At 71.8% G+C, this 16,963-nt stretch carries 14 protein-coding genes; 7 read left to right on the forward strand and 7 right to left on the reverse strand.

Annotation, left to right across the window (positions count from 1 at the left end):
* Positions 1 to 164: 164 nt before the first annotated feature.
* Positions 165 to 1,361: a GNAT family N-acetyltransferase gene (locus MFF56_RS27250; protein WP_066918047.1), complete on the reverse strand. Its 1,197-nt coding sequence runs from the start codon at positions 1,359 to 1,361 to the stop codon at positions 165 to 167.
* 254 nt (positions 1,362 to 1,615) lie between these two features.
* On the opposite strand from MFF56_RS27250, the gene MFF56_RS27255 reads away from it, so the two are divergent.
* Entirely contained in the window at positions 1,616 to 2,674 is a 1,059-nt protein-coding gene (locus MFF56_RS27255) for a polysaccharide deacetylase family protein (protein ID WP_238231813.1), read from the forward strand.
* A 9-nt stretch (positions 2,675 to 2,683) separates the two neighbouring features.
* Here MFF56_RS27255 and MFF56_RS27260 read toward each other — a convergent pair whose 3' ends face one another.
* On the reverse strand, positions 2,684 to 3,004 hold the full coding sequence (locus tag MFF56_RS27260; RefSeq protein ID WP_066923556.1) for a hypothetical protein: 321 nt from the start codon (positions 3,002 to 3,004) through the stop codon (positions 2,684 to 2,686).
* A 98-nt stretch (positions 3,005 to 3,102) separates the two neighbouring features.
* The gene (locus MFF56_RS27265; RefSeq protein ID WP_066923559.1) at positions 3,103 to 3,309 is read right to left on the reverse strand and encodes a DUF2842 domain-containing protein; all 207 of its coding nucleotides are present in this window, start codon (positions 3,307 to 3,309) and stop codon (positions 3,103 to 3,105) included.
* Between the two features lie 149 nt (positions 3,310 to 3,458).
* Here MFF56_RS27265 and MFF56_RS27270 point away from each other — a divergent pair, with 149 nt between their 5' ends.
* Together MFF56_RS27270 and trhA are read left to right on the forward strand one after the other, a co-directional pair.
* The gene (locus tag MFF56_RS27270) at positions 3,459 to 4,589 is read left to right on the forward strand and encodes a COX15/CtaA family protein (protein WP_066923553.1); all 1,131 of its coding nucleotides are present in this window, start codon (positions 3,459 to 3,461) and stop codon (positions 4,587 to 4,589) included.
* A 349-nt stretch (positions 4,590 to 4,938) separates the two neighbouring features.
* Complete coding sequence (gene trhA, locus MFF56_RS27275; RefSeq protein WP_066923550.1) at positions 4,939 to 5,625, forward strand: PAQR family membrane homeostasis protein TrhA; 687 nt, start codon at positions 4,939 to 4,941, stop codon at positions 5,623 to 5,625.
* Positions 5,626 to 5,775: 150 nt separating this feature from the next.
* On the opposite strand, the gene MFF56_RS27280 is transcribed toward trhA, so the two are convergent.
* Positions 5,776 to 6,423 (reverse strand): hypothetical protein, encoded by a 648-nt coding sequence (locus tag MFF56_RS27280; protein ID WP_066923547.1) that lies wholly within the window; start codon positions 6,421 to 6,423, stop codon positions 5,776 to 5,778.
* Between the two features lie 99 nt (positions 6,424 to 6,522).
* A complete protein-coding gene (locus MFF56_RS27285) occupies positions 6,523 to 6,771 on the reverse strand; it encodes a hypothetical protein (RefSeq protein ID WP_238231815.1) in 249 nt (82 codons plus the stop codon).
* A gap of 250 nt (positions 6,772 to 7,021) precedes the next feature.
* Between MFF56_RS27285 and MFF56_RS27290 the strand changes: the two genes are divergently transcribed.
* Entirely contained in the window at positions 7,022 to 7,240 is a 219-nt protein-coding gene (locus tag MFF56_RS27290) for a hypothetical protein (protein ID WP_238231818.1), read from the forward strand.
* A gap of 62 nt (positions 7,241 to 7,302) precedes the next feature.
* Here the strand turns inward: MFF56_RS27290 and MFF56_RS27295 are convergent, their stop codons facing one another.
* Together MFF56_RS27295 and MFF56_RS27300 are read right to left on the reverse strand one after the other, a co-directional pair.
* A complete protein-coding gene (locus tag MFF56_RS27295; RefSeq protein WP_238231820.1) occupies positions 7,303 to 8,376 on the reverse strand; it encodes a hypothetical protein in 1,074 nt (357 codons plus the stop codon).
* A 49-nt stretch (positions 8,377 to 8,425) separates the two neighbouring features.
* Complete coding sequence (locus MFF56_RS27300; protein WP_238231821.1) at positions 8,426 to 11,404, reverse strand: penicillin-binding protein 1A; 2,979 nt, start codon at positions 11,402 to 11,404, stop codon at positions 8,426 to 8,428.
* A 168-nt stretch (positions 11,405 to 11,572) separates the two neighbouring features.
* Between MFF56_RS27300 and MFF56_RS27305 the strand changes: the two genes are divergently transcribed.
* From MFF56_RS27305 to gyrB, 3 genes are all read left to right on the forward strand, one after another.
* Complete coding sequence (locus tag MFF56_RS27305) at positions 11,573 to 13,240, forward strand: alpha-amylase family protein (RefSeq protein WP_066924829.1); 1,668 nt, start codon at positions 11,573 to 11,575, stop codon at positions 13,238 to 13,240.
* A gap of 70 nt (positions 13,241 to 13,310) precedes the next feature.
* On the forward strand, positions 13,311 to 13,952 hold the full coding sequence (locus MFF56_RS27310) for an MBL fold metallo-hydrolase (protein WP_066924827.1): 642 nt from the start codon (positions 13,311 to 13,313) through the stop codon (positions 13,950 to 13,952).
* Positions 13,953 to 14,138: 186 nt separating this feature from the next.
* Positions 14,139 to 16,583 carry a DNA topoisomerase (ATP-hydrolyzing) subunit B gene (gyrB, locus tag MFF56_RS27315; RefSeq protein ID WP_066924825.1) on the forward strand — a complete coding sequence of 815 codons (2,445 nt, stop codon included), beginning with the start codon at positions 14,139 to 14,141 and terminating at the stop codon, positions 16,581 to 16,583.
* Positions 16,584 to 16,963 lie beyond the last annotated feature (380 nt).

Genomic DNA, 16,963 nt, shown 5'->3' on the forward strand with positions numbered 1-16,963 from the left:
GCCGGCCGCCTTGATGTCGCGACCGGCCGTCTTGCCTGCGTCGCCTGCCTCATGGCCGCCAACGCCCTCAACAATCCAGCCTGAGGTTTCGTCCTCAAACAGGCTCTGAGGCCGGCCCGAGGTCGGCCCAAGGCCGGCCCGAGGTCGGCCAAAGGCCGGCGCACTCACGCCGGTGGGCGTTCCCGCGCCCGCAGACGCCGCACGCGACCGAGCAGGGCGAAGATGCGGGGATCGCGCTTGATCCGGCGCTTCAGCCGGGTGAGCCCGGCCGCGGCGAGCGCGAAGGCCCGGCCCCGCGGGGTGACCGGCAGGACCGGCTGAGCGATCGCGATGGTCTCGTCGCAGGTGTTCTGCTTGTAGCGCGCCTCGCCGAGCCCGAGATCGAGGCTGCGCCGGCCCCGAGCCGCCTGGTCGCGCACGAGATGCTGCAGCAGCAGGTCGCCGGGGCTGGAGCGGGCGACCTCCGCCTCGGCGTCGAAGGCGGTGAGCATGCCGCTGAACCGGTGCGCGTCCACCGCGCCCGCGAAGGTCGCGAGCACGCGGCCGCGGCCAGTCGCCACGAGCGCGTGGATCTCGATCGCCGGGTCGGGCCCCGCGGCGGCGCGCTCGAGGAAGGCGCGGGTGGCGGGGTCGGCGTAGGGGTTGCGCAGCCCGAGTGCGGCGAGCCGCGCCGCCTTCTGCTCGTGGAAGGCCGCCAGGAACGCGACGCGCTCCCCCGGCGTCTCGGCCCGGACGTAGGCGAGGGGGCCGAGGCTCTCGGTCAGGCGCCTCTCCTTCGCGCGCAGCTTCTTGCGGGCCTCCGCGCTGAAGGCGCGCCGCAGGCTGGCCTCCGGATCGGGCCCGAGCCGCATGCCGTAGGCATCGCTCGGGGCCGGTGGCGCCCCGGCCGCCAGGGGGTTCGGCGTCCCATCCCAGAGACGGGGCTGGGGCCCGAGCAGGAACACGTCGATCCCCGCCTTCCGGCCCGCCCGCGCGAGCGCGCGCCGCAGCGCCGCGGGCGCGAGCGCCGCGGCCTCGGGATCGGCGAAGAGCGGCAGGTGGAAGTTCGCCTGCCCGCCGCCGACGACCCGCGCGACCCGCACGCCGAAGGACCGGCCCACGCTCAAGGGCAGGAGCAGGCGCGGGCGCCCGGCCGCATCCCGCAGGACGAGCACCCGGATACCGGTGGGATCGGGCAGGGCGGCGACGTAGGCCGAGACCCAGGCGAAGCGCTGATAGGGCGTGGCGAGGATGCCGCCGCGCGCCTCAAGGCCGCGCCACAGATCCTCGGCGGCCGCGAGCCCGGGCAGGATCTCGGCCCGCAAGCCTTGACCGGCCGCGTCGGCGAGGCGTCCGTCGTGGTTCGGGACCGGAACCGTCATGCGCTCCCCGCGTGCCCGGACCGCCGCGTCCGGGACGGCCTGCACGGGTCCGCGGCCCATGGCGAGTGAGCCGGGCCAGGACGTCGAACAAGAACACCGAGCAAGTGCAAGCAAGACCCCGTAGCACGCGGCTTGATGAAAGTGGACGATGCAGCGCGAGCGATCTCAATCACGCCGCCACTTTCCCCTTCCTTTACCGGCGCGCTGCTAGAAGCCGGCCTCGCGCCCGCTCCCGGGCTCCGGGCTCGGCCGCCATGCTCTCCTCCCGCAGCCGCCACCGCCTGTTCGAGGCCGGGTTCCGGGCGGTCGCCGTGAGCGGCGCGGATCGCTGGCTCGCCCCGCTCGCCCGCGGGCGCGGCCTGATCCTCACCTTCCACCACGTCCGGCCCGAGCCGCCCGGAGCCTTCGCGCCGAACCGGCTGCTGGCGATCACGCCGGACTTCCTCGACCTGACGCTCGGGACGCTGCGGGCGCGCGGCTTCGAGCTCTGCCCGCTCGACGCGGTGCCCGAGCGCCTCGCGCGCGAGACCGGGCCGCCCTTCTGCGCCCTGACCTTCGACGACGGCTACCGCGACAACGCGGTCCACGCCGCGCCGGTGCTGGCCCGGCACGGCGCGCCCTGGACGCTGTTCGTGGCGAGCGACTTCGCCGCGGGCGAGGGCCGGCTCTGGTGGGTCGAGCTGGAGCGCGCGGTGGCGCGCCTCGACCGGGTGCGGCTGGAGGCGGGCGGCCGCCTGATCGACCTGCCGGCGCGCGATCCCGCCGAGAAGAGCCGCGCCTTCGAGGCGGTCTACGGCGCGCTGCGGGCCGGGCCGGAGGGGGAGCTGCTCGACCGGATCGGAGACCTCTGCGGCGCGGCCGGGTTCGTGCCCGGCACGGTCGCGGCCGAGCTGTGCCTGGACTGGGACGCGCTGCGGGCGCTCGGCCGCGACCCGGCGGTGAGCTTCGGCGCGCACACGCGCAGCCACCCGATGCTCGCCAAGCACCCGCGCGAGACGGCGCTGCGCGAGATCGCCGAGAGCCGGGCGCGGATCGAGGCGGAGCTCGGCCGGCCGGTGCGGCACCTGTCCTACCCGGTGGGGGACCCGCGCTCGGCGGGCCCCAGGGAGTTCGCGCTGGCGCGGGAACTCGGCTTCGCGACCGCCGTGACGACCCGGCCGGGGCACCTCTTCGCGGAGCACACCGGGCACCTGCACGCCCTGCCGCGGGTCTCGGTCAACGGCTGCCACCAGTCGGCGGCGGCGCTCGGCGGCCTGCTCTCGGGCGTGCCGCTGCTGGCCTGGAACCGGGGGCGGCGGCTGAACGTCGGCTGATCCTCCGGATCAGCGGCGCCGGCCCGAGGTGAAGACCGCGCGCTGGCGCCCGTGCCGGCCCCGGTAGCGCCGGCCGCGCGCCGGCTCGGCCTGGGGCTCCTCCGCCTGCGGGATGGCGGCCTGCGGGGCGGTGGAATCGGCCGCCGCGAAGCCGCCCGCCACGTTGCGGGCGGCGGGGCCGAACATCGCGAGGCACTGGTTGTAGGCGAGATCGTTCTTCAGCCGCTCGCACTCGCCGACGGAGCGCGGGGTCCCCTGAGCGAGGGCAGGGCCGGCGGCGAGGACGACGAGGCCGGCGAGGACGGGCCGGCACGGGAACGATCGGGGCATCGGATATCGCGGCTGGAGGAGGGCAAGCGCGGCGCTTGCCCCGCCTTCTCATCCCCGAGTGCGGCGAAATCTGGGGCCCCGGAGCCTCGGGCGGCCGCTCAGGCGTCGGGCCGTTCCATCCAGCGGATCAGCGGCATCAGGGGAAAGATCCAGGCGATGCCGAGGATGCAGTAGACCACCGTCTGCAGCGCCGGGTGCAACTGGGAGATGCGGCTGTCGGCGAGCGCCATGGCGAGCGGGGCGTAGAGCATCACGAAGGCGATGAGCCCCACCGTCCCGATCAGGGTGCGGGTCCGACGGCGCAGGGCGCTCCTCATGGCGATCCTCCTGGTACTAAAGACACGCGGCCCGGCATGCCGCCACAGCGATGCCGCAGCGGCACCGACGCGCGTTGCCCCGGGCGCCGGCATTGCCTAACCGGGGGCGGACGTAACCGAAAAGCAGACCTGACGCGATGCGGCTCTCCACCCTCGGCCGGCCCGAAGCCCCGTCCGGCCCGACGCGCGGCTCGAACGCGGTGCGCACCTGGCTCTACATCGTGGCGGCCCTCGTGGTCGCGATGGTGGCGGTGGGCGGCGCGACCCGGCTCACCGGCTCCGGCCTCTCGATCACCGAGTGGCGCCCCGTGACCGGCGCGGTGCCGCCGCTGTCGGCCGCGGACTGGGCCAACGAGTTCGACAAGTACCGCGACACGCCCCAGTACCGGATCCTCAACCAGGGCATGGGGCTCGCCGACTTCAAGGTGCTCTACTTCTGGGAATGGGGGCACCGGCTGCTCGGGCGCTTCCTCGGCCTCGCCTTCTTCCTGCCGCTCCTCTGGTTCTGGTGGCGGGGCCTCGTCGGGCGCCGGCTCGGGCTCGGCCTGCTGGCTCTCGGCCTCCTCGGCGGGCTCCAGGGCACGGTCGGCTGGATCATGGTGGCCTCGGGCCTCAAGCCCGGCATGACCGCGGTGGCGCCGCTCAAGCTCGCCATCCACCTCACCCTCGCGAGCCTGATCCTGGCCGGCCTCGTCTGGCTGGCGGCGGGCGAGCGGCGGGACGCACGCCCCGCGGCGCCCGGGCGGCTGCGCGCCGCCGCGCTCGCCCTGCCGGCCCTGGTGCTGGCGCAGATCTTCCTCGGCGGCCTCGTGGCGGGATCGCACGCGGGCCTGCTCTACAACACCTGGCCGACCATGGACGGCGCGCTGGTCCCGCCGCACGCGGAGCTGTTCGCGGTGACACCCTGGATCGAGAACTTCGTCGACAACGCCACCCTGGTCCAGCTCAACCACCGCCTCGTGGCCTACCTGATCGTGCTGGCCGCGCTCGCCCACGCGGTCGATGCTTGGCTTTCGAGAGCCGCGGGCGGGGTGCGGGAACGCGCCGCGGGCGTCGCCGCCCTCGCGGTGGCGCAGATGGGTCTCGGCATCGTCACCCTGCTGCTCGCCGTGCCGCTCTGGGCGGGCCTCGCCCATCAGGTCCTGGCCATGGGCGTGCTGGTGATGGCGACCGTGCACGCCCGCCTGAGCCTGGGTTCGGAGGCCGCCGCCCCCGCGCGCGGCGAGACCGCCTTCGGCTTCGAGGGGCTGGCGGGCGGCGGCATCTGAGCCGGGACCGCGTCACGAAACGGTCTCGGAACTCGCCTAGAGCCGTTCCCGAACACCTTGCGATCGGGAACGGCTCCAACCTCTCGTCTTGACGCGCTCTCCTGCGCCGAACCGGCGTCCAGTTCGGCGCAAGAGCGCTCCAAGCGTTCCGGGGAGCGCGGAGCCGCCGCGGAGGCCACCAAGCAACCGCAAGGCTCCATGCGACCTTTTGCTGCGCAGCGAACCTGCTGCACAGCACAATCCTTCACCACGTCCGCAGATCGGCGTGGATATCCAGTGTTTACGCAGTCCGCGCACGGAACGACTTCGCCTCGAAAATCTTACACTGCACGCGTTGCAGGAGGGACAGATGTTCCTGGCCGAGGATGGGAGACCGCTTTCACTCACGTGGCACTACACCAAGCGGGAGATGCTCGCCGACGGGGTGGTGCACGGGCTCGGGGTCGTGCTCGGGCTCACCGGCGCGGTCGCGATCGTGGCGACCTCGCTCACCGCCCATCTCGGGTGGGGCGAGCGCGTGGCGGTGGTGGTCTACGCCACCGCCCTGGTGGGGATGCTCGGCGTCTCGGCGACCTACAACCTCTATCCGGTCAGCCCGCGCAAGTGGCTGCTGCGCCGCGCCGACCACGCGCTGATCTACCTGATGATCGCGGGCACCTACACGCCGCTGGTCACCCTCGTCGGCACAGGTCCGACCGCCTGGGCGCTGCTCGCGGTGATCTGGGTGGTGGCCTCGATCGGCATCGCGGTGAAGCTCTTCTTCCCCGGCCGCTACGACAGGCTCTCGATCGGGCTCTACCTCGTGCTCGGCTGGAGCGGCCTGCTGGCCTACGAGTCGGTGATCGCCGTGCTTCAACCGACGGCGCTCTGGCTGCTCGCCATCGGGGGCGCGCTCTACACGGTCGGCGTCGTCTTCCACGTCTGGCGCAGCCTGCCCTTCCAGAACGCGATCTGGCACGCCTTCGTGCTCGCCGCGACGGCGTGCCACTACGGCACCGTCTGGGCCAGCATGTCGGGCGTGGCGGCGCTGAGCTGAGGGCGGGCAGGGCCCGCTCCGTCCTGCGATAGGATCCTCGTGGGAGCGCGCCCGCGAGGCGCCTCCCCGTCCGCGGGGAGGCGCCTCGCGTGGGCCGTCCGCGCGCGGACGACCCCGCGGATACGGGGCCGGAGCCGTCGGCGCCGCGTCCTACCGGGCGGGTGTCCAGGCGTTGATCACCCGCATGCCGCTGACCTGCGCGGTGGCCTGCTCCGGCACCGCGGCCGGGCTGCGGGGGGTGCGCTTCATCCGGGCGAGCACCCGGCGGGCCTCGTCGGCCGGGAGGGCGCCCACCGGCGTGACCATCGCGGCGAGCTGACGGCGGGTCTGCTTGCCGACGAGGGGCGAGCTCTGGGCCGGCTCGAAATCGCGCATCGTGTGGCGCTTCTCGACCGAACCGGTGAAGACCTGAGGCCCGCTCTTCAGGATGACGATGTCGCCCGGCCGCAGGGTCTCGTCCCGCATCAGGGCGGCGGCGGGGCCGGCCGACATGTCGAGCGGCATCTGCCGGTCGGTGATCTTCACCTTCAGCGGCTCGGGCTTGTGCAGCGCCGTGTAGCGGGTGCGCGGGCGCGGGCGTTCCACCCGGCGGGCGCGGCGGCGGTAGCCGTCGTCGTAGCCGTGCCCGTAGGCGGGAACCTGAACCTGCGGTTGTGGGGCCTGCTGCTGCGGCGCCGCCTGCGGCCGCCCGAACAGGGCCTCGAACAGGCCGCCGTCCTGCGCGTGGGCGGCGGTGCCCGCCATCAATCCAAACGCGGTCAGCGCCAGGACGGCGCGGCGGGGGCTTGTCGCGGGCATCGGTTTCTCCGGAGCGCGGTGACGCGAGCGTCGTCCGTGCGCTCAACGAAAAGTTGACCGCGGCAGTTCCGGACGTTCAGCCTTCCTTAAGGGGTAGGCTCAGGCCGGGGCGGCCTGCTCGCCCTCGCCGATGCAGTCGAGGGCGCGCTCGACCGCGCCGACCGCGTCGAGCAGGTGCTGCACGGTGCGCTCGACCTCGAGCGGCGGGCGGCCCGTGCCGGCGGCGCGGGCGCAGACGTCCTCGAGCTGCTCCAGCAGGGTGAGGAGGTCGCCCGCGACCGCGACGACCTCGCAGCGGGCGAGTTTCGCGACGGGCTGGCGCTGGCGGAAGGGCAGGACGTTGCTCATCGGGATCGCTTGTCGCCGAGGCCCCGCGGATTCGCCAGGGGAGGGCGGCCATCCTCCACACGATTGCGGCCGGGCATGGCCGGGAAGCCGCGCGGGTGGTGAGTTTTTCGTGGCCGGATCGCCTCGCATCGTGTCGACCCGCACGCCGGGGCCGGGTCGGAGGCCGGCCCGAGGCTTGACGGCGGCTCCGGGCCGGCCCACGCCGACCGGGAGGGCCGCCCCCGGCCGTCCCCCGAAGCGAGACGACCCGATGCGCATCAGCCTGTCCCCGACCCGCCTGTCCCTCCTGCTCGCGGCCTGCCTCGCCCTCGGCGCCTGCACCAGCAGCGGCGACAGCGGCTTCTCACAGCAGTTCAGCGCCGACGCGTTCAGCCGCTCCAACGACACCAACGGCACCCAGACCCGCCGCGACGTGAACCGCAGCTACACCCAGCCCTCGCTGCCGACGATCGGCAACCGCGGGTACTGAGACCGGACCGGGGGCCCCGCTACGGCGGCGGCCCCCCGCGAGGATCGACCGGGACGCCGCCCTCAGCGCTTCCCCAGCGCGTCCGCGAAGGCCGCGATGCGGTTGCGGGCGTAGGTGGGCAGGCCCGCGCTGATCGAGTTGCCGGTGTTGAAGCTCGAATTGCCCATCAGCACCTGGGCCGGCAGCAGGTTCTTCAGCACCGGCACGCGGGCGTACTCCGCCTTGCGGTCGAGCACGTCGGCCTTGATCGCCAGCGCCATGTAGGTGGTGACCACGGTCCGCTGCGGGTCTCCCGGCACCGGCTGCAGCACCGCCAGGAACTTGCCGAAGCGCAGGATCTGGTTGACCCAGAAGATCGTCTGCTCGATCCCCCCGGTCACCGGCGTGTCGACCTTCGTCAGCGCCCCCAGCGTCGCGGCCTTCTCGGGCGGCAGCACCCGCAGCTCGCTCTGGAAGGAGACGAACTCGGCGATCTTCTTGGACGAGCCCTCCTCCAGCTTGTTGGCGAGCTTCACCCCGAGCGGCAGCTTGCCCTCCAGGTCGTAGCGCGACTCGATGCAGGTGGTGCCGGCCTCGCACCAGGGCCGGTCGGGCCGGCGCGCGAAGGCGGCGGCGGGGTCCTTGGTGGGCGTCACGTCGGCGGGATTGAGCGCCTTGTGGCGGATCGCCGGGTCCATGGCCTGGACAAAGGCGAGGTTGGCGAAGGCCTGCAGGTCGATCGCCTCGGGCGGCCGGGCCACCACGAAGCGCCCCTCCGCCACGTAGACCTTCAGGGTCTCGTGGCGCTGCTTCGTCACGCCGTTCACCGTCTGGGCGTAGTCCGGCTCCTTGTAGCCGGGGAAGGGCGCGAGCGCGGCGGCCTCGGCGGGCCTCTGCCGCTGCCAGTCGAGATAGGGGGTGAGCCCGCTCTCCGGGTTCTGCGGCTGGTCGCGCCGGTCGCTGAACAGGATCGTGCCGGGCTTGAGCATCGCCGGATCCTGCGCGGTGACGGCGGGGACCTCCCGGATCCGCTCGGAGGCGGGCGCGCCCGTGCCGGGGCCGGCCGCCGGCGTCTTCACCTGGGCCTGGGCTGGCGAGGGGGCGGGGAGGGCGGCGATCAGGGCGAGAGCCAGGGCTGCCGGAAGCTGTGTCCGCACGGGGCGTTGTCCTCGGAGGATGTCGGGGAGGATGTCGGGAAGGGGCGCGTCAGTAGCGCGGGTCGTCGCCGAACAGGTAGTCCGGGTCGCGGCGGCGCGGTCGCGCGTCGTAGTCGTCGTCGCCGAAGGGCGAGCGGCCGGTGCCCGGCCAGGGCCGGTAGCCGTCGAGGTCGCCCTGCGCGCGGCGGCTGCGGGCGGGACGGCGCTCGCCGAACGGGTCGAGCAGGTCGGGCTCGGGCCTCGGGCCGCGCTCGCCCGTCATGTTGCCGAAGAGGTCGCCGGCGACGTCCGCCCCGTCCTCGGCCCCGCCCGCGAGGTCGCCGTCCTCGGCGTCGGGGCGCCCGGCGTAGACGGTCTCGCGCGGCACGAGGCGGAACTGGGTGTCGGCGACCCGGCCGTCGCCGCTCCGGCGGAAGTGCTCGCCGCCGATGTCGGCGATCAGCGGCCGCGCCTCCGGCGAGGGGCCGGCGAGCGGGGTCTTGGGCACACCGTTCGTCCAGGCCGCCTCGAAGATCCGGCCCGCGATCGGCACCGCGAGATGGCCGCCGGTCTGGCCGCGCCCGAGCGTCCGGCGGGTGCCGTCGGCGTTGTCGTAGCCCACCCAGACCACCACCGAGATCTCGTTGGAGAGCCCCGCGAACCAGGCGTCGTTCTCGTTCTCCGAGGTGCCGGTCTTGCCCGCGATGGTGGCGCCGTTGCGGGCGAGCGCCGCGGCGGTGCCGTGCTGGACCACGCCCTGCAGCATGGTCTTGAGCTGGTAGAACGCCACCCGGTCGGCCGAGCCGATCCGCACCGGCTCGCGGGCCTGGTGGGTGTAGAGCGGCCGGCCGTCGCGCTCGACCGATTCGAGCGCGTAGGGGGCGGGCCGCGCGCCTTCGTTGGCCACCGCCGCGTAGAAGCCCGCCAGATCGAGCATCCGCACCGGCTGCGCGCCCAGCACGAAGGGGTAGTAGGGCTCGCACGCGGCGTAGATCTGCGCCTCCAGGGCGATGTCGCAGACCCGCTTGAGGCTGGCCGGCGCCTTCTCGGCGATCCCGCCCTGAAGGAGGCGCGCGGTCACGAGGTTCTTCGAGAATTCGAGCCCGCGCCGGAGCGTCGTCGGGCCGGAGCCGCCGCCGTCGTAGTTCTTCGGCGACCAGGAATCGCCGACGCCCCCGATCGGCGGCAGGGTCACGGCGCTGTCCATCACCAGGGTGTTGGGCTGCAGGCCGGCGTTCAGCGCCGCCAGATAGGTCAGCGGTTTCAGCGTCGAGCCCGGCTGGCGCACGGCCTGCGTCACCCGGTTGAGCTGGCTCAGCGGATAGGAGAAGCCGCCCGCCATCGCCAGGATGCGCCCGGTGCGGTTCTCCAGCACGAGCGCGGCGCCCTGCACGGTCGGACGCACCCGGATCTCGGCCCGCGGCGCGCCCTTGCCCTCGCGCAGCTTCACGCGGACGGCGTCGTAGGTCTGGAGGCGGTTGCGGGCGATGCCCGGATCGAGGCTCGCCACCCGGCCGTCGGGTAGCCCGACCCGCACGCCGTTGCGGCCGCTCTCCAAGACCACCGCGAGCGGCCAGCGCACGTCGTAGAGGACGGGCCGGGCGCTCTCCAGGGCGCGCTGCCAGGCGGGCTTGGGGCCGGCCGGCTTCGGGGCAGACTTCGCCGCGGCCTTCGCGGCCTTGCCCTTGCGGGCGGGCGGCGGCTCGGCGCCCGTGACGGTAGGCGCGGCCTGCGGCGCCGCCTCGGGGGCCGGCGCGGCGGCTTCCAGCCGGCGCACGGCGTCCGCGAGGTTGAGTTCGGGCCCGCTCCAGGTCTGGCGGCCGGTGGCGCGCTCGTAGTTCGCCAGCCCGTCCTGCAGGATGCCCTCGACGGCGCGCTGGAGCCCGGCATTGATGGTCGAGCGCACCGTGAAGGAGCCGGCGGTGAGCGAGTCGACGCCCGCGAAGGTGCGCGCCTCGCGGTTGAGGTAGTCCACCACGTAGAAGCCGCTGTCGCGCCGGGTCGTGTCGAGGGGCTTCAGGCCCAGATCGGCCTTCACCGCCTCGGCCATCTGGGCGTCCGTGATCGCGCCCTCCTCCTTGAGGCGCGAGAGCACGTAGGCGCGCCGCTCGCGGGCGCGGTCGGGGTACTTGTCGGGGCTGTAGAAGTTCGGGCCCTTCGGCATGCCGGCCAGCAGTGCCGCCTCCGGCAGGGTGAGCTGGCCGACGGACTTCCCGAAATAGGAGCGCGCCGCCATCTCGATGCCGTAGGCGCCCCGGCCCAGATAGATCCCGTTGAGGTAGAGCCCGAGGATCTGCGGCTTCGTGAGGATGCGCTCCAGGCGCGCGGCCACGATCATCTCGCGGATCTTGCGCTCGTAGGTGACGTCGTCGCCGACCGAGAGGTTCTTCACCACCTGCTGGGTGATGGTCGAGCCGCCCTGCGGGCGCCCCGGCGCCGCGAGGTTGCCGATGAAGGCCCGGATCACGCCGCGCTCGTCGATGCCGCGGTGGCTCTCGAAGCGCTTGTCCTCGGCGGCGACGAAGGCTTGTCGGACCAGGGTCGGCACGGTCTCGATCGGCACGGCCAGCCGCCGCCCGTTCGCCTCGAAGGTTTCGGCGAAGGGCTTTCCGGCGCCGTCGAGGATCTGGGTCATGCCGGGCAGCGCCTTGTCGCGCAGCGCCTCGGCGGTGGGCAGGTTCTCGGTCGCCTTGTTGTAGAACTCGATCACGGCCCGCGCGTCGAAGGGGGAGTTGGCCGGGTTCTCGCCCTTGCAGAACTGGCGGTAGCTCGTGTTGAGTTCGCCGATGTCGAGACCGTGCAGGATCTTCGGGGCCGAGGCGCCGGCCACCGCGCTCGGGTCCTCCATGGCGGTGGAGATCAAGTCGTCGAGATTGATGTCCTCGATGTCGAAGGCCTTGCGCATGTGCGCGCAGCCGTCGCGCAGGAGCTGCACGACCTTGGGTCCGTCGGTCGCGGCGTCGAACTGGGTGCGCACGGCGTCGGGCCGGGTCGTGACCTGGCTGAGGGTCAGCGCGGTCGCGAACAGCTTGATCAGGATGGTGTTCATACGGTCCGGGGTGCCGCGGCTCTCGTCTCGTGCCCGGCCGGAAGTGGCCTCGCGCCGGGGCCCCGATAGGGGCGCCACAACGCGGCTGTTTTAAGGTGACGGGCGATACGGCAACGCTTTTCCATGAGGGCGCGTTAGGACGCCGGCCCCACGCCCGCGGAGGCGCCCGTGATCACCGACCTCTGGTACAAGAACGCCGTCATCTACTGCCTGTCGGTCGGCACCTTCATGGACTCGAACGGCGACGGGATCGGCGACTTCGCCGGGCTGGAGCGCCGGCTCGACTACCTGCAGGGCTTGGGCGTCACCGCGGTCTGGCTGATGCCCTTCCAGCCCTCCCCGAAGCGCGACGGCGGCTACGACATCAGCGACTATTACGGCGTCGATCCGGCCTACGGCTCGCTCGGCGACTTCGTGGCCTTCACGCACGCGGCCAAGCAGCGGGGCCTGCGCGTGCTGATCGACCTCGTGGTCAACCACACCTCGGACCGGCATCCCTGGTTCCAGGCGGCCCGCAAGGACCCGGACTCGCCCTTCCGCGACTGGTACGTCTGGTCGAAGGAGAAGCCGGCCACGGCCTCCGAGGGCATGGTCTTCCCCGGCGTGCAGAAGACCACCTGGACCTGGGATGCCGAGGCCAAGGCCTACTACTTCCACCGCTTCTTCGCGTTCCAACCCGACCTCAACACCGCCAACCCCGCGGTGATGGCCGAGATCCTGAAGATCATGGGCTTCTGGATCCAGCTCGGTGTCTCGGGCTTCCGCATGGATGCCGTACCCTTCGTGATCGCCCAGAAGGGCGCCGACCTGAAGGGCGAGCCGCGCGAGCAGTTCGACATGCTGCGCGACTTCCGCGAGTTCCTGCAGTGGCGCAAGGGCGACGCGATCATCCTGGCCGAGGCCAACATCCTGCCCAAGCAGGACCTCGACTATTTCGGCGACGACGCCGACCGCATGCACATGATGTTCAACTTCCAGGTCAACCAGGCGACCTTCTACGCGCTGGCCGCCCACGACGCGCGCCCGCTCGCCAAGGCGATCGCCCGCACCAAGCCCCGTCCGCTCTCCTGCCAGTGGGGCACCTTCCTGCGGAACCACGACGAGCTCGACCTCGGGCGCCTCACCGACAAGCAGCGCGCGCTGGTCTTCGAGAAGTTCGGCCCCGAGAAGGGCATGCAGCTCTACGACCGCGGCATAAGGCGGCGCCTCGCGCCGATGCTCGACGGCGACCCGCGCCGGATTCGCCTCGCCTACTCGCTGATGTTCACGCTGCCGGGCACGCCGGTCCTGCGCTACGGCGACGAGATCGGCATGGGTGACGACCTCGCCTTGAAGGAGCGCGACTGCGCCCGCACGCCGATGCAGTGGACGAGCGAGGCGCAGGGCGGCTTCACGGTCTCGGATCGGCCGGTGATGCCGGTGATCGACCACGGGCCCTACGGCTACCGGCACGTCAACGTGGCCCAGCAGCGCCACGAGGCGGACTCGCTGCTGAGCTGGATGCAGAGCGTGATCCGCATGCGCAAGGAGGCGCCCGAGATCGGCTGGGGCGAGGTCACAGCCGTGGAGACCGGGCGCAACGCCGTGCTGGCGCTGCGCTACGACTGGCGCAACAACGCGGTGCTCTGCGTGCACAACCTCGATCCCGGCCCGATCGAGGTGGCGGTCGAGACCGGCGTGCCGGCACCCGAGGGCCACCTGCTGGTCGATCTCCTCACCGGCCAGCGCAGCGAGGCGGACGAGCGCGGCCGGCACTGCCTCTGCCTGGAGGGCTACGGCTACCACTGGTTCCGGGTCGGAGGCCTCGACGCGCCCTTGAGGCGGACACCGGCCTGAAGGGCGGGTGCCCTGGCGGCGGATCCGGGCTAGAGATGCGGCGACAGGTCGGACAGCCAACGGACGCCGCATGCCAACGCCCCGCGCCGGGATCATCCCGGTCACGCCCTTCCAGCAGAACTGCACCCTGATCTGGGACGACGCCACCAAGGTCGCCGCCGTGGTCGATCCCGGCGGCGACCTCGACCGGATCGAGGCGGCGATCGCCCAGCAGGGCGTGACCGTCGAGAAGATCCTGCTGACCCACGGCCATATCGACCATGCGGGCGGGGCGGCGGAGCTGAAGGAGCGCCTCGGCGTGCCGGTCGAGGGCCCGCATCGGGCCGACCAGTTCCTGCTCGACTCGCTCCCCGAGGCCGGCGCCAATTACGGCCTCGACGGGGCCCGGCCGATCACCCCCGACCGCTGGCTCGACGAGGGCGACGAAGTCACGGTCGGCGGCCTGACCTTCGACATCCTGCACGCGCCCGGCCACTCCCCCGGCAGCGTGGTCTTCGTCTCTCGCGACGCCCGCTTCGCGCTGGTCGGCGACGTGGTGTTCAAGGGCTCCGTCGGCCGCACCGACCTGCCGGGCGGCAACCACGGCCAGCTCATCGACGCGATCAAGCGGAAGGTGCTGCCCTTGGGCGACGACGTCGCCTTCATCCCGGGCCACGGCCCCACGGGGACGCTCGGCGAGGAGCGCGCCTCGAACCCGTTCCTGCAGGATTGACAGGCCTAACGCGACGTTAAGGCGGACCGGCCAGAAATCGGTTTCCGGGCGCAGCGTGCCGCGCCCGGAAACCGATGCAATTTCAAGGCTGAACCCCTATATCAGGCCGGTTAGACGAATCGCAGGCGAAGCCGCCCGACAGGGCCGGGCGGCGCATGACGACGACCCGCCTGCCCGAGGACATTCATGGCCGACACTCCGCAGACTGAACACGACGCCTACGGCGCGGAATCGATCCGGGTTCTCAAGGGGCTGGACGCCGTCCGCAAGCGTCCGGGCATGTATATCGGCGACACCGACGACGGCTCGGGCCTGCACCACATGGTCTACGAGGTCGTCGACAACGCGATCGACGAGGCGCTCGCCGGCCACGCCGACCTCGTCACCGTGACGCTCAACGCGGACGGATCCTGCACGGTGTCCGACAACGGCCGCGGCATCCCGGTCGACATCCACCGGGAGGAGGGCGTCTCCGCGGCCGAGGTCATCATGACCCAGCTGCACGCGGGCGGTAAGTTCGACCAGAACTCCTACAAGGTCTCGGGCGGCCTGCACGGCGTCGGCGTGTCGGTCGTCAACGCGCTCTCGGTCTGGCTGAAGCTCCGGATCTGGCGCAACGACCAGGAGCACGCGATGGAGTTCGGCCACGGCGAGGCGAAGGCCCCGCTGAAGGTGGTCGGCCCCGGCAACGGCCGGCGCGGCACGGAGGTGACCTTCCTGCCCTCGACCGAGACCTTCACGATGGTCGAGTTCGACTACGCAACGCTGGAGAAGCGCCTGCGCGAGCTGGCCTTCCTGAACTCGGGCGTGCGCATCGTGCTCACCGACGCGCGCCACGCCGAGAAGAAGCGCGAGGAACTCTACTACGACGGCGGCATCGAGGCCTTCGTGCGCTACCTCGACCGATCGAGGAAACCCATCGAGGGGATGAGCAAGCCCGTCGTGGTGCGCTCCGAGCGCGACGGCATCCGGGTCGAGGTGGCGTTCTGGTGGAACGACTCCTTCAACGAGACCGTGCTGCCCTTCACCAACAACATCCCGCAGCGCGACGGCGGCACCCACATGGCGGGCTTCCGCGCGGCGCTGACCCGGCAGATCACCGGCTACGCGGAATCCTCGGGCGTCGCCAAGCGCGAGAAGGTCTCGCTCACCGGCGAGGATTGCCGCGAGGGGCTGACCGCGGTCATCTCGGTGCAGGTGCCGGACCCGAAATTCTCCTCCCAGACGAAGGACAAGCTCGTCTCCTCCGAGGTGCGCCCGGCCGTCGAGAACGTGCTGAACGAGGGCCTCTCGACCTGGCTGGAGGAGAACCCCTCCCAGGCCAAGGCCCTGATGGGCAAGGTGGTGCTGGCGGCCTCCGCCCGCGAGGCCGCCCGCAAGGCGCGCGAGACCGTGACCCGAAAAGGGGCACTCGACATCGCCTCGCTGCCAGGCAAGCTCGCCGACTGCCAGGAACGCGACCCCACCAAGTGCGAGATCCTGCTGGTGGAGGGTGATTCCGCCGGCGGCTCGGCCAAGCAGGGCCGGGATAGGGCGTTCCAAGCGGTTCTGCCGCTGCGCGGAAAAATCCTGAACGTCGAGCGGGTGCGCGCCGACCGGATGCTGTCGTCGGCCGAGATCGGCACGCTGATCACGGCGCTCGGGGCCGGCATCGGGCGGTCCTCGACCGACCGCGAGGGCTTCAACCCGGACAAGCTGCGCTACCACCGCATCATCATCATGACGGACGCGGACGTCGACGGCTCGCACATCCGCACGCTGCTGCTGACGTTCTTCTTCCGCCAGATGCCGGAGCTGATCGAGCGCGGGCACCTCTACATCGCCCAGCCGCCGCTCTACAAAGCCGAGCGCGGCCGCAAGGCGCTCTACCTCAAGGACGAGCGGGCGCTCGAAGACTACCTGATCGACCAGGGCACGGAAGGCGCGGTGCTGCGTCTCGCCTCGGGGGCCGAGTTCGCCGGGCCGCAGTTGAAGACCCTGGTCGAGGAGGCGCGCGGCTTCCGCGGAATCCTGCAGGGCCTGCACACCCGCTACGACCGCGCAGTGGTGGAGCAGGCGGTGCTGGCGGGCGCCTTCGCGGGGGACGTGGCCGAGAACCCCGGCGAGGCCGAGGTCTTGGCCGACATGACGGCCAAGCGCCTCGACGCCATCGCGGACGAGATCGAGCAGGGCTGGCAGGGCGAGGCGCACGAGGGCGGATACCGGCTCAGCCGCACGCTGCGCGGCGTGCGCCAGGTCGCGACCTTGGATGCCGGCCTGATCACCAGCCAGGAGGCGCGCCGTCTCGCCGAGCGGGCCGACGCCTTCCGGGAGATCTACGGCGAGCCCGCGACGCTCGCCCGCAAGACCGACGAGACCGTGCTGCACGGGCCCGTCGGGCTGTTCGAGGCGGTGATGGCCTTCGGCCGCAAGGGCCTCTCGCTGCAGCGCTACAAGGGGCTTGGCGAGATGACCGCCCAGCAGCTCTGGGAGACGACGCTCGACCGCGACGTGCGCTCGCTGCTGCAGGTCAAGGTGAAGGACACGACCGACGCCGACGACCTCTTCGTGAAGCTGATGGGCGACGTGGTGGAGCCCAGGCGCGAGTTCATCCAGGAGAACGCGCTGAGCGTGGCCAACCTCGACGTGTGAGGTGGGCGCTTGTAATTTCTCAGTAAAGTTTGACCCTATGGAAGGGTAACTTGACCGGATTTACTGAGAAGTTCGACCCTCGCGGCTCTGGGGGAAAGTGATTAGGCTGCCTTTCAAAGCGAATAGGCTGACCTATGAAAGCGATTAAGTGTTCTTCCCGGGCATCCTGGTGCGTTCAACAGGCAGCTGGCGTTCGAGACCGAGGGCGAAAAGAGCGCGCGCCATCCGTGGCGCTCGTTATAGCACGGGACAGGCGCAAGTGCCTACTTCCGACGTGAAAGCCAACGCCAGCTTGAGATCTCACCTGGTTCGGGAGATCCACGGACAGTCGGCTGTCTTTGCTTAAAGGTAATCTGGTGCTTACGCGTAGGGAAAATAGC

Origin of the sequence: Methylobacterium hispanicum (genome assembly GCF_022179285.1) — a bacterium.
GTDB classification, from domain to species: Bacteria; Pseudomonadota; Alphaproteobacteria; order Rhizobiales; family Beijerinckiaceae; genus Methylobacterium; species Methylobacterium hispanicum.

Excerpts from the sequence above, each read along its gene's own strand:
- MFF56_RS27250 (WP_066918047.1), bottom strand. The coding sequence starts at position 1,361 with ATGACGGTTCCGGTCCCGAACCACGACGGACGCCTCGCCGACGCGGCC.
- MFF56_RS27255 (WP_238231813.1), top strand. The coding sequence starts at position 1,616 with ATGCTCTCCTCCCGCAGCCGCCACCGCCTGTTCGAGGCCGGGTTCCGG.
- MFF56_RS27260 (WP_066923556.1), bottom strand. The coding sequence starts at position 3,004 with ATGCCCCGATCGTTCCCGTGCCGGCCCGTCCTCGCCGGCCTCGTCGTC.
- MFF56_RS27270 (WP_066923553.1), top strand. The coding sequence starts at position 3,459 with ATGCGGCTCTCCACCCTCGGCCGGCCCGAAGCCCCGTCCGGCCCGACG.
- trhA (WP_066923550.1), top strand. The coding sequence starts at position 4,939 with ATGTTCCTGGCCGAGGATGGGAGACCGCTTTCACTCACGTGGCACTAC.
- MFF56_RS27280 (WP_066923547.1), bottom strand. The coding sequence starts at position 6,423 with ATGCCCGCGACAAGCCCCCGCCGCGCCGTCCTGGCGCTGACCGCGTTT.
- MFF56_RS27285 (WP_238231815.1), bottom strand. The coding sequence starts at position 6,771 with ATGAGCAACGTCCTGCCCTTCCGCCAGCGCCAGCCCGTCGCGAAACTC.
- MFF56_RS27290 (WP_238231818.1), top strand. The coding sequence starts at position 7,022 with ATGCGCATCAGCCTGTCCCCGACCCGCCTGTCCCTCCTGCTCGCGGCC.
- MFF56_RS27300 (WP_238231821.1), bottom strand. The coding sequence starts at position 11,404 with ATGAACACCATCCTGATCAAGCTGTTCGCGACCGCGCTGACCCTCAGC.
- MFF56_RS27310 (WP_066924827.1), top strand. The coding sequence starts at position 13,311 with ATGCCAACGCCCCGCGCCGGGATCATCCCGGTCACGCCCTTCCAGCAG.
- gyrB (WP_066924825.1), top strand. The coding sequence starts at position 14,139 with ATGGCCGACACTCCGCAGACTGAACACGACGCCTACGGCGCGGAATCG.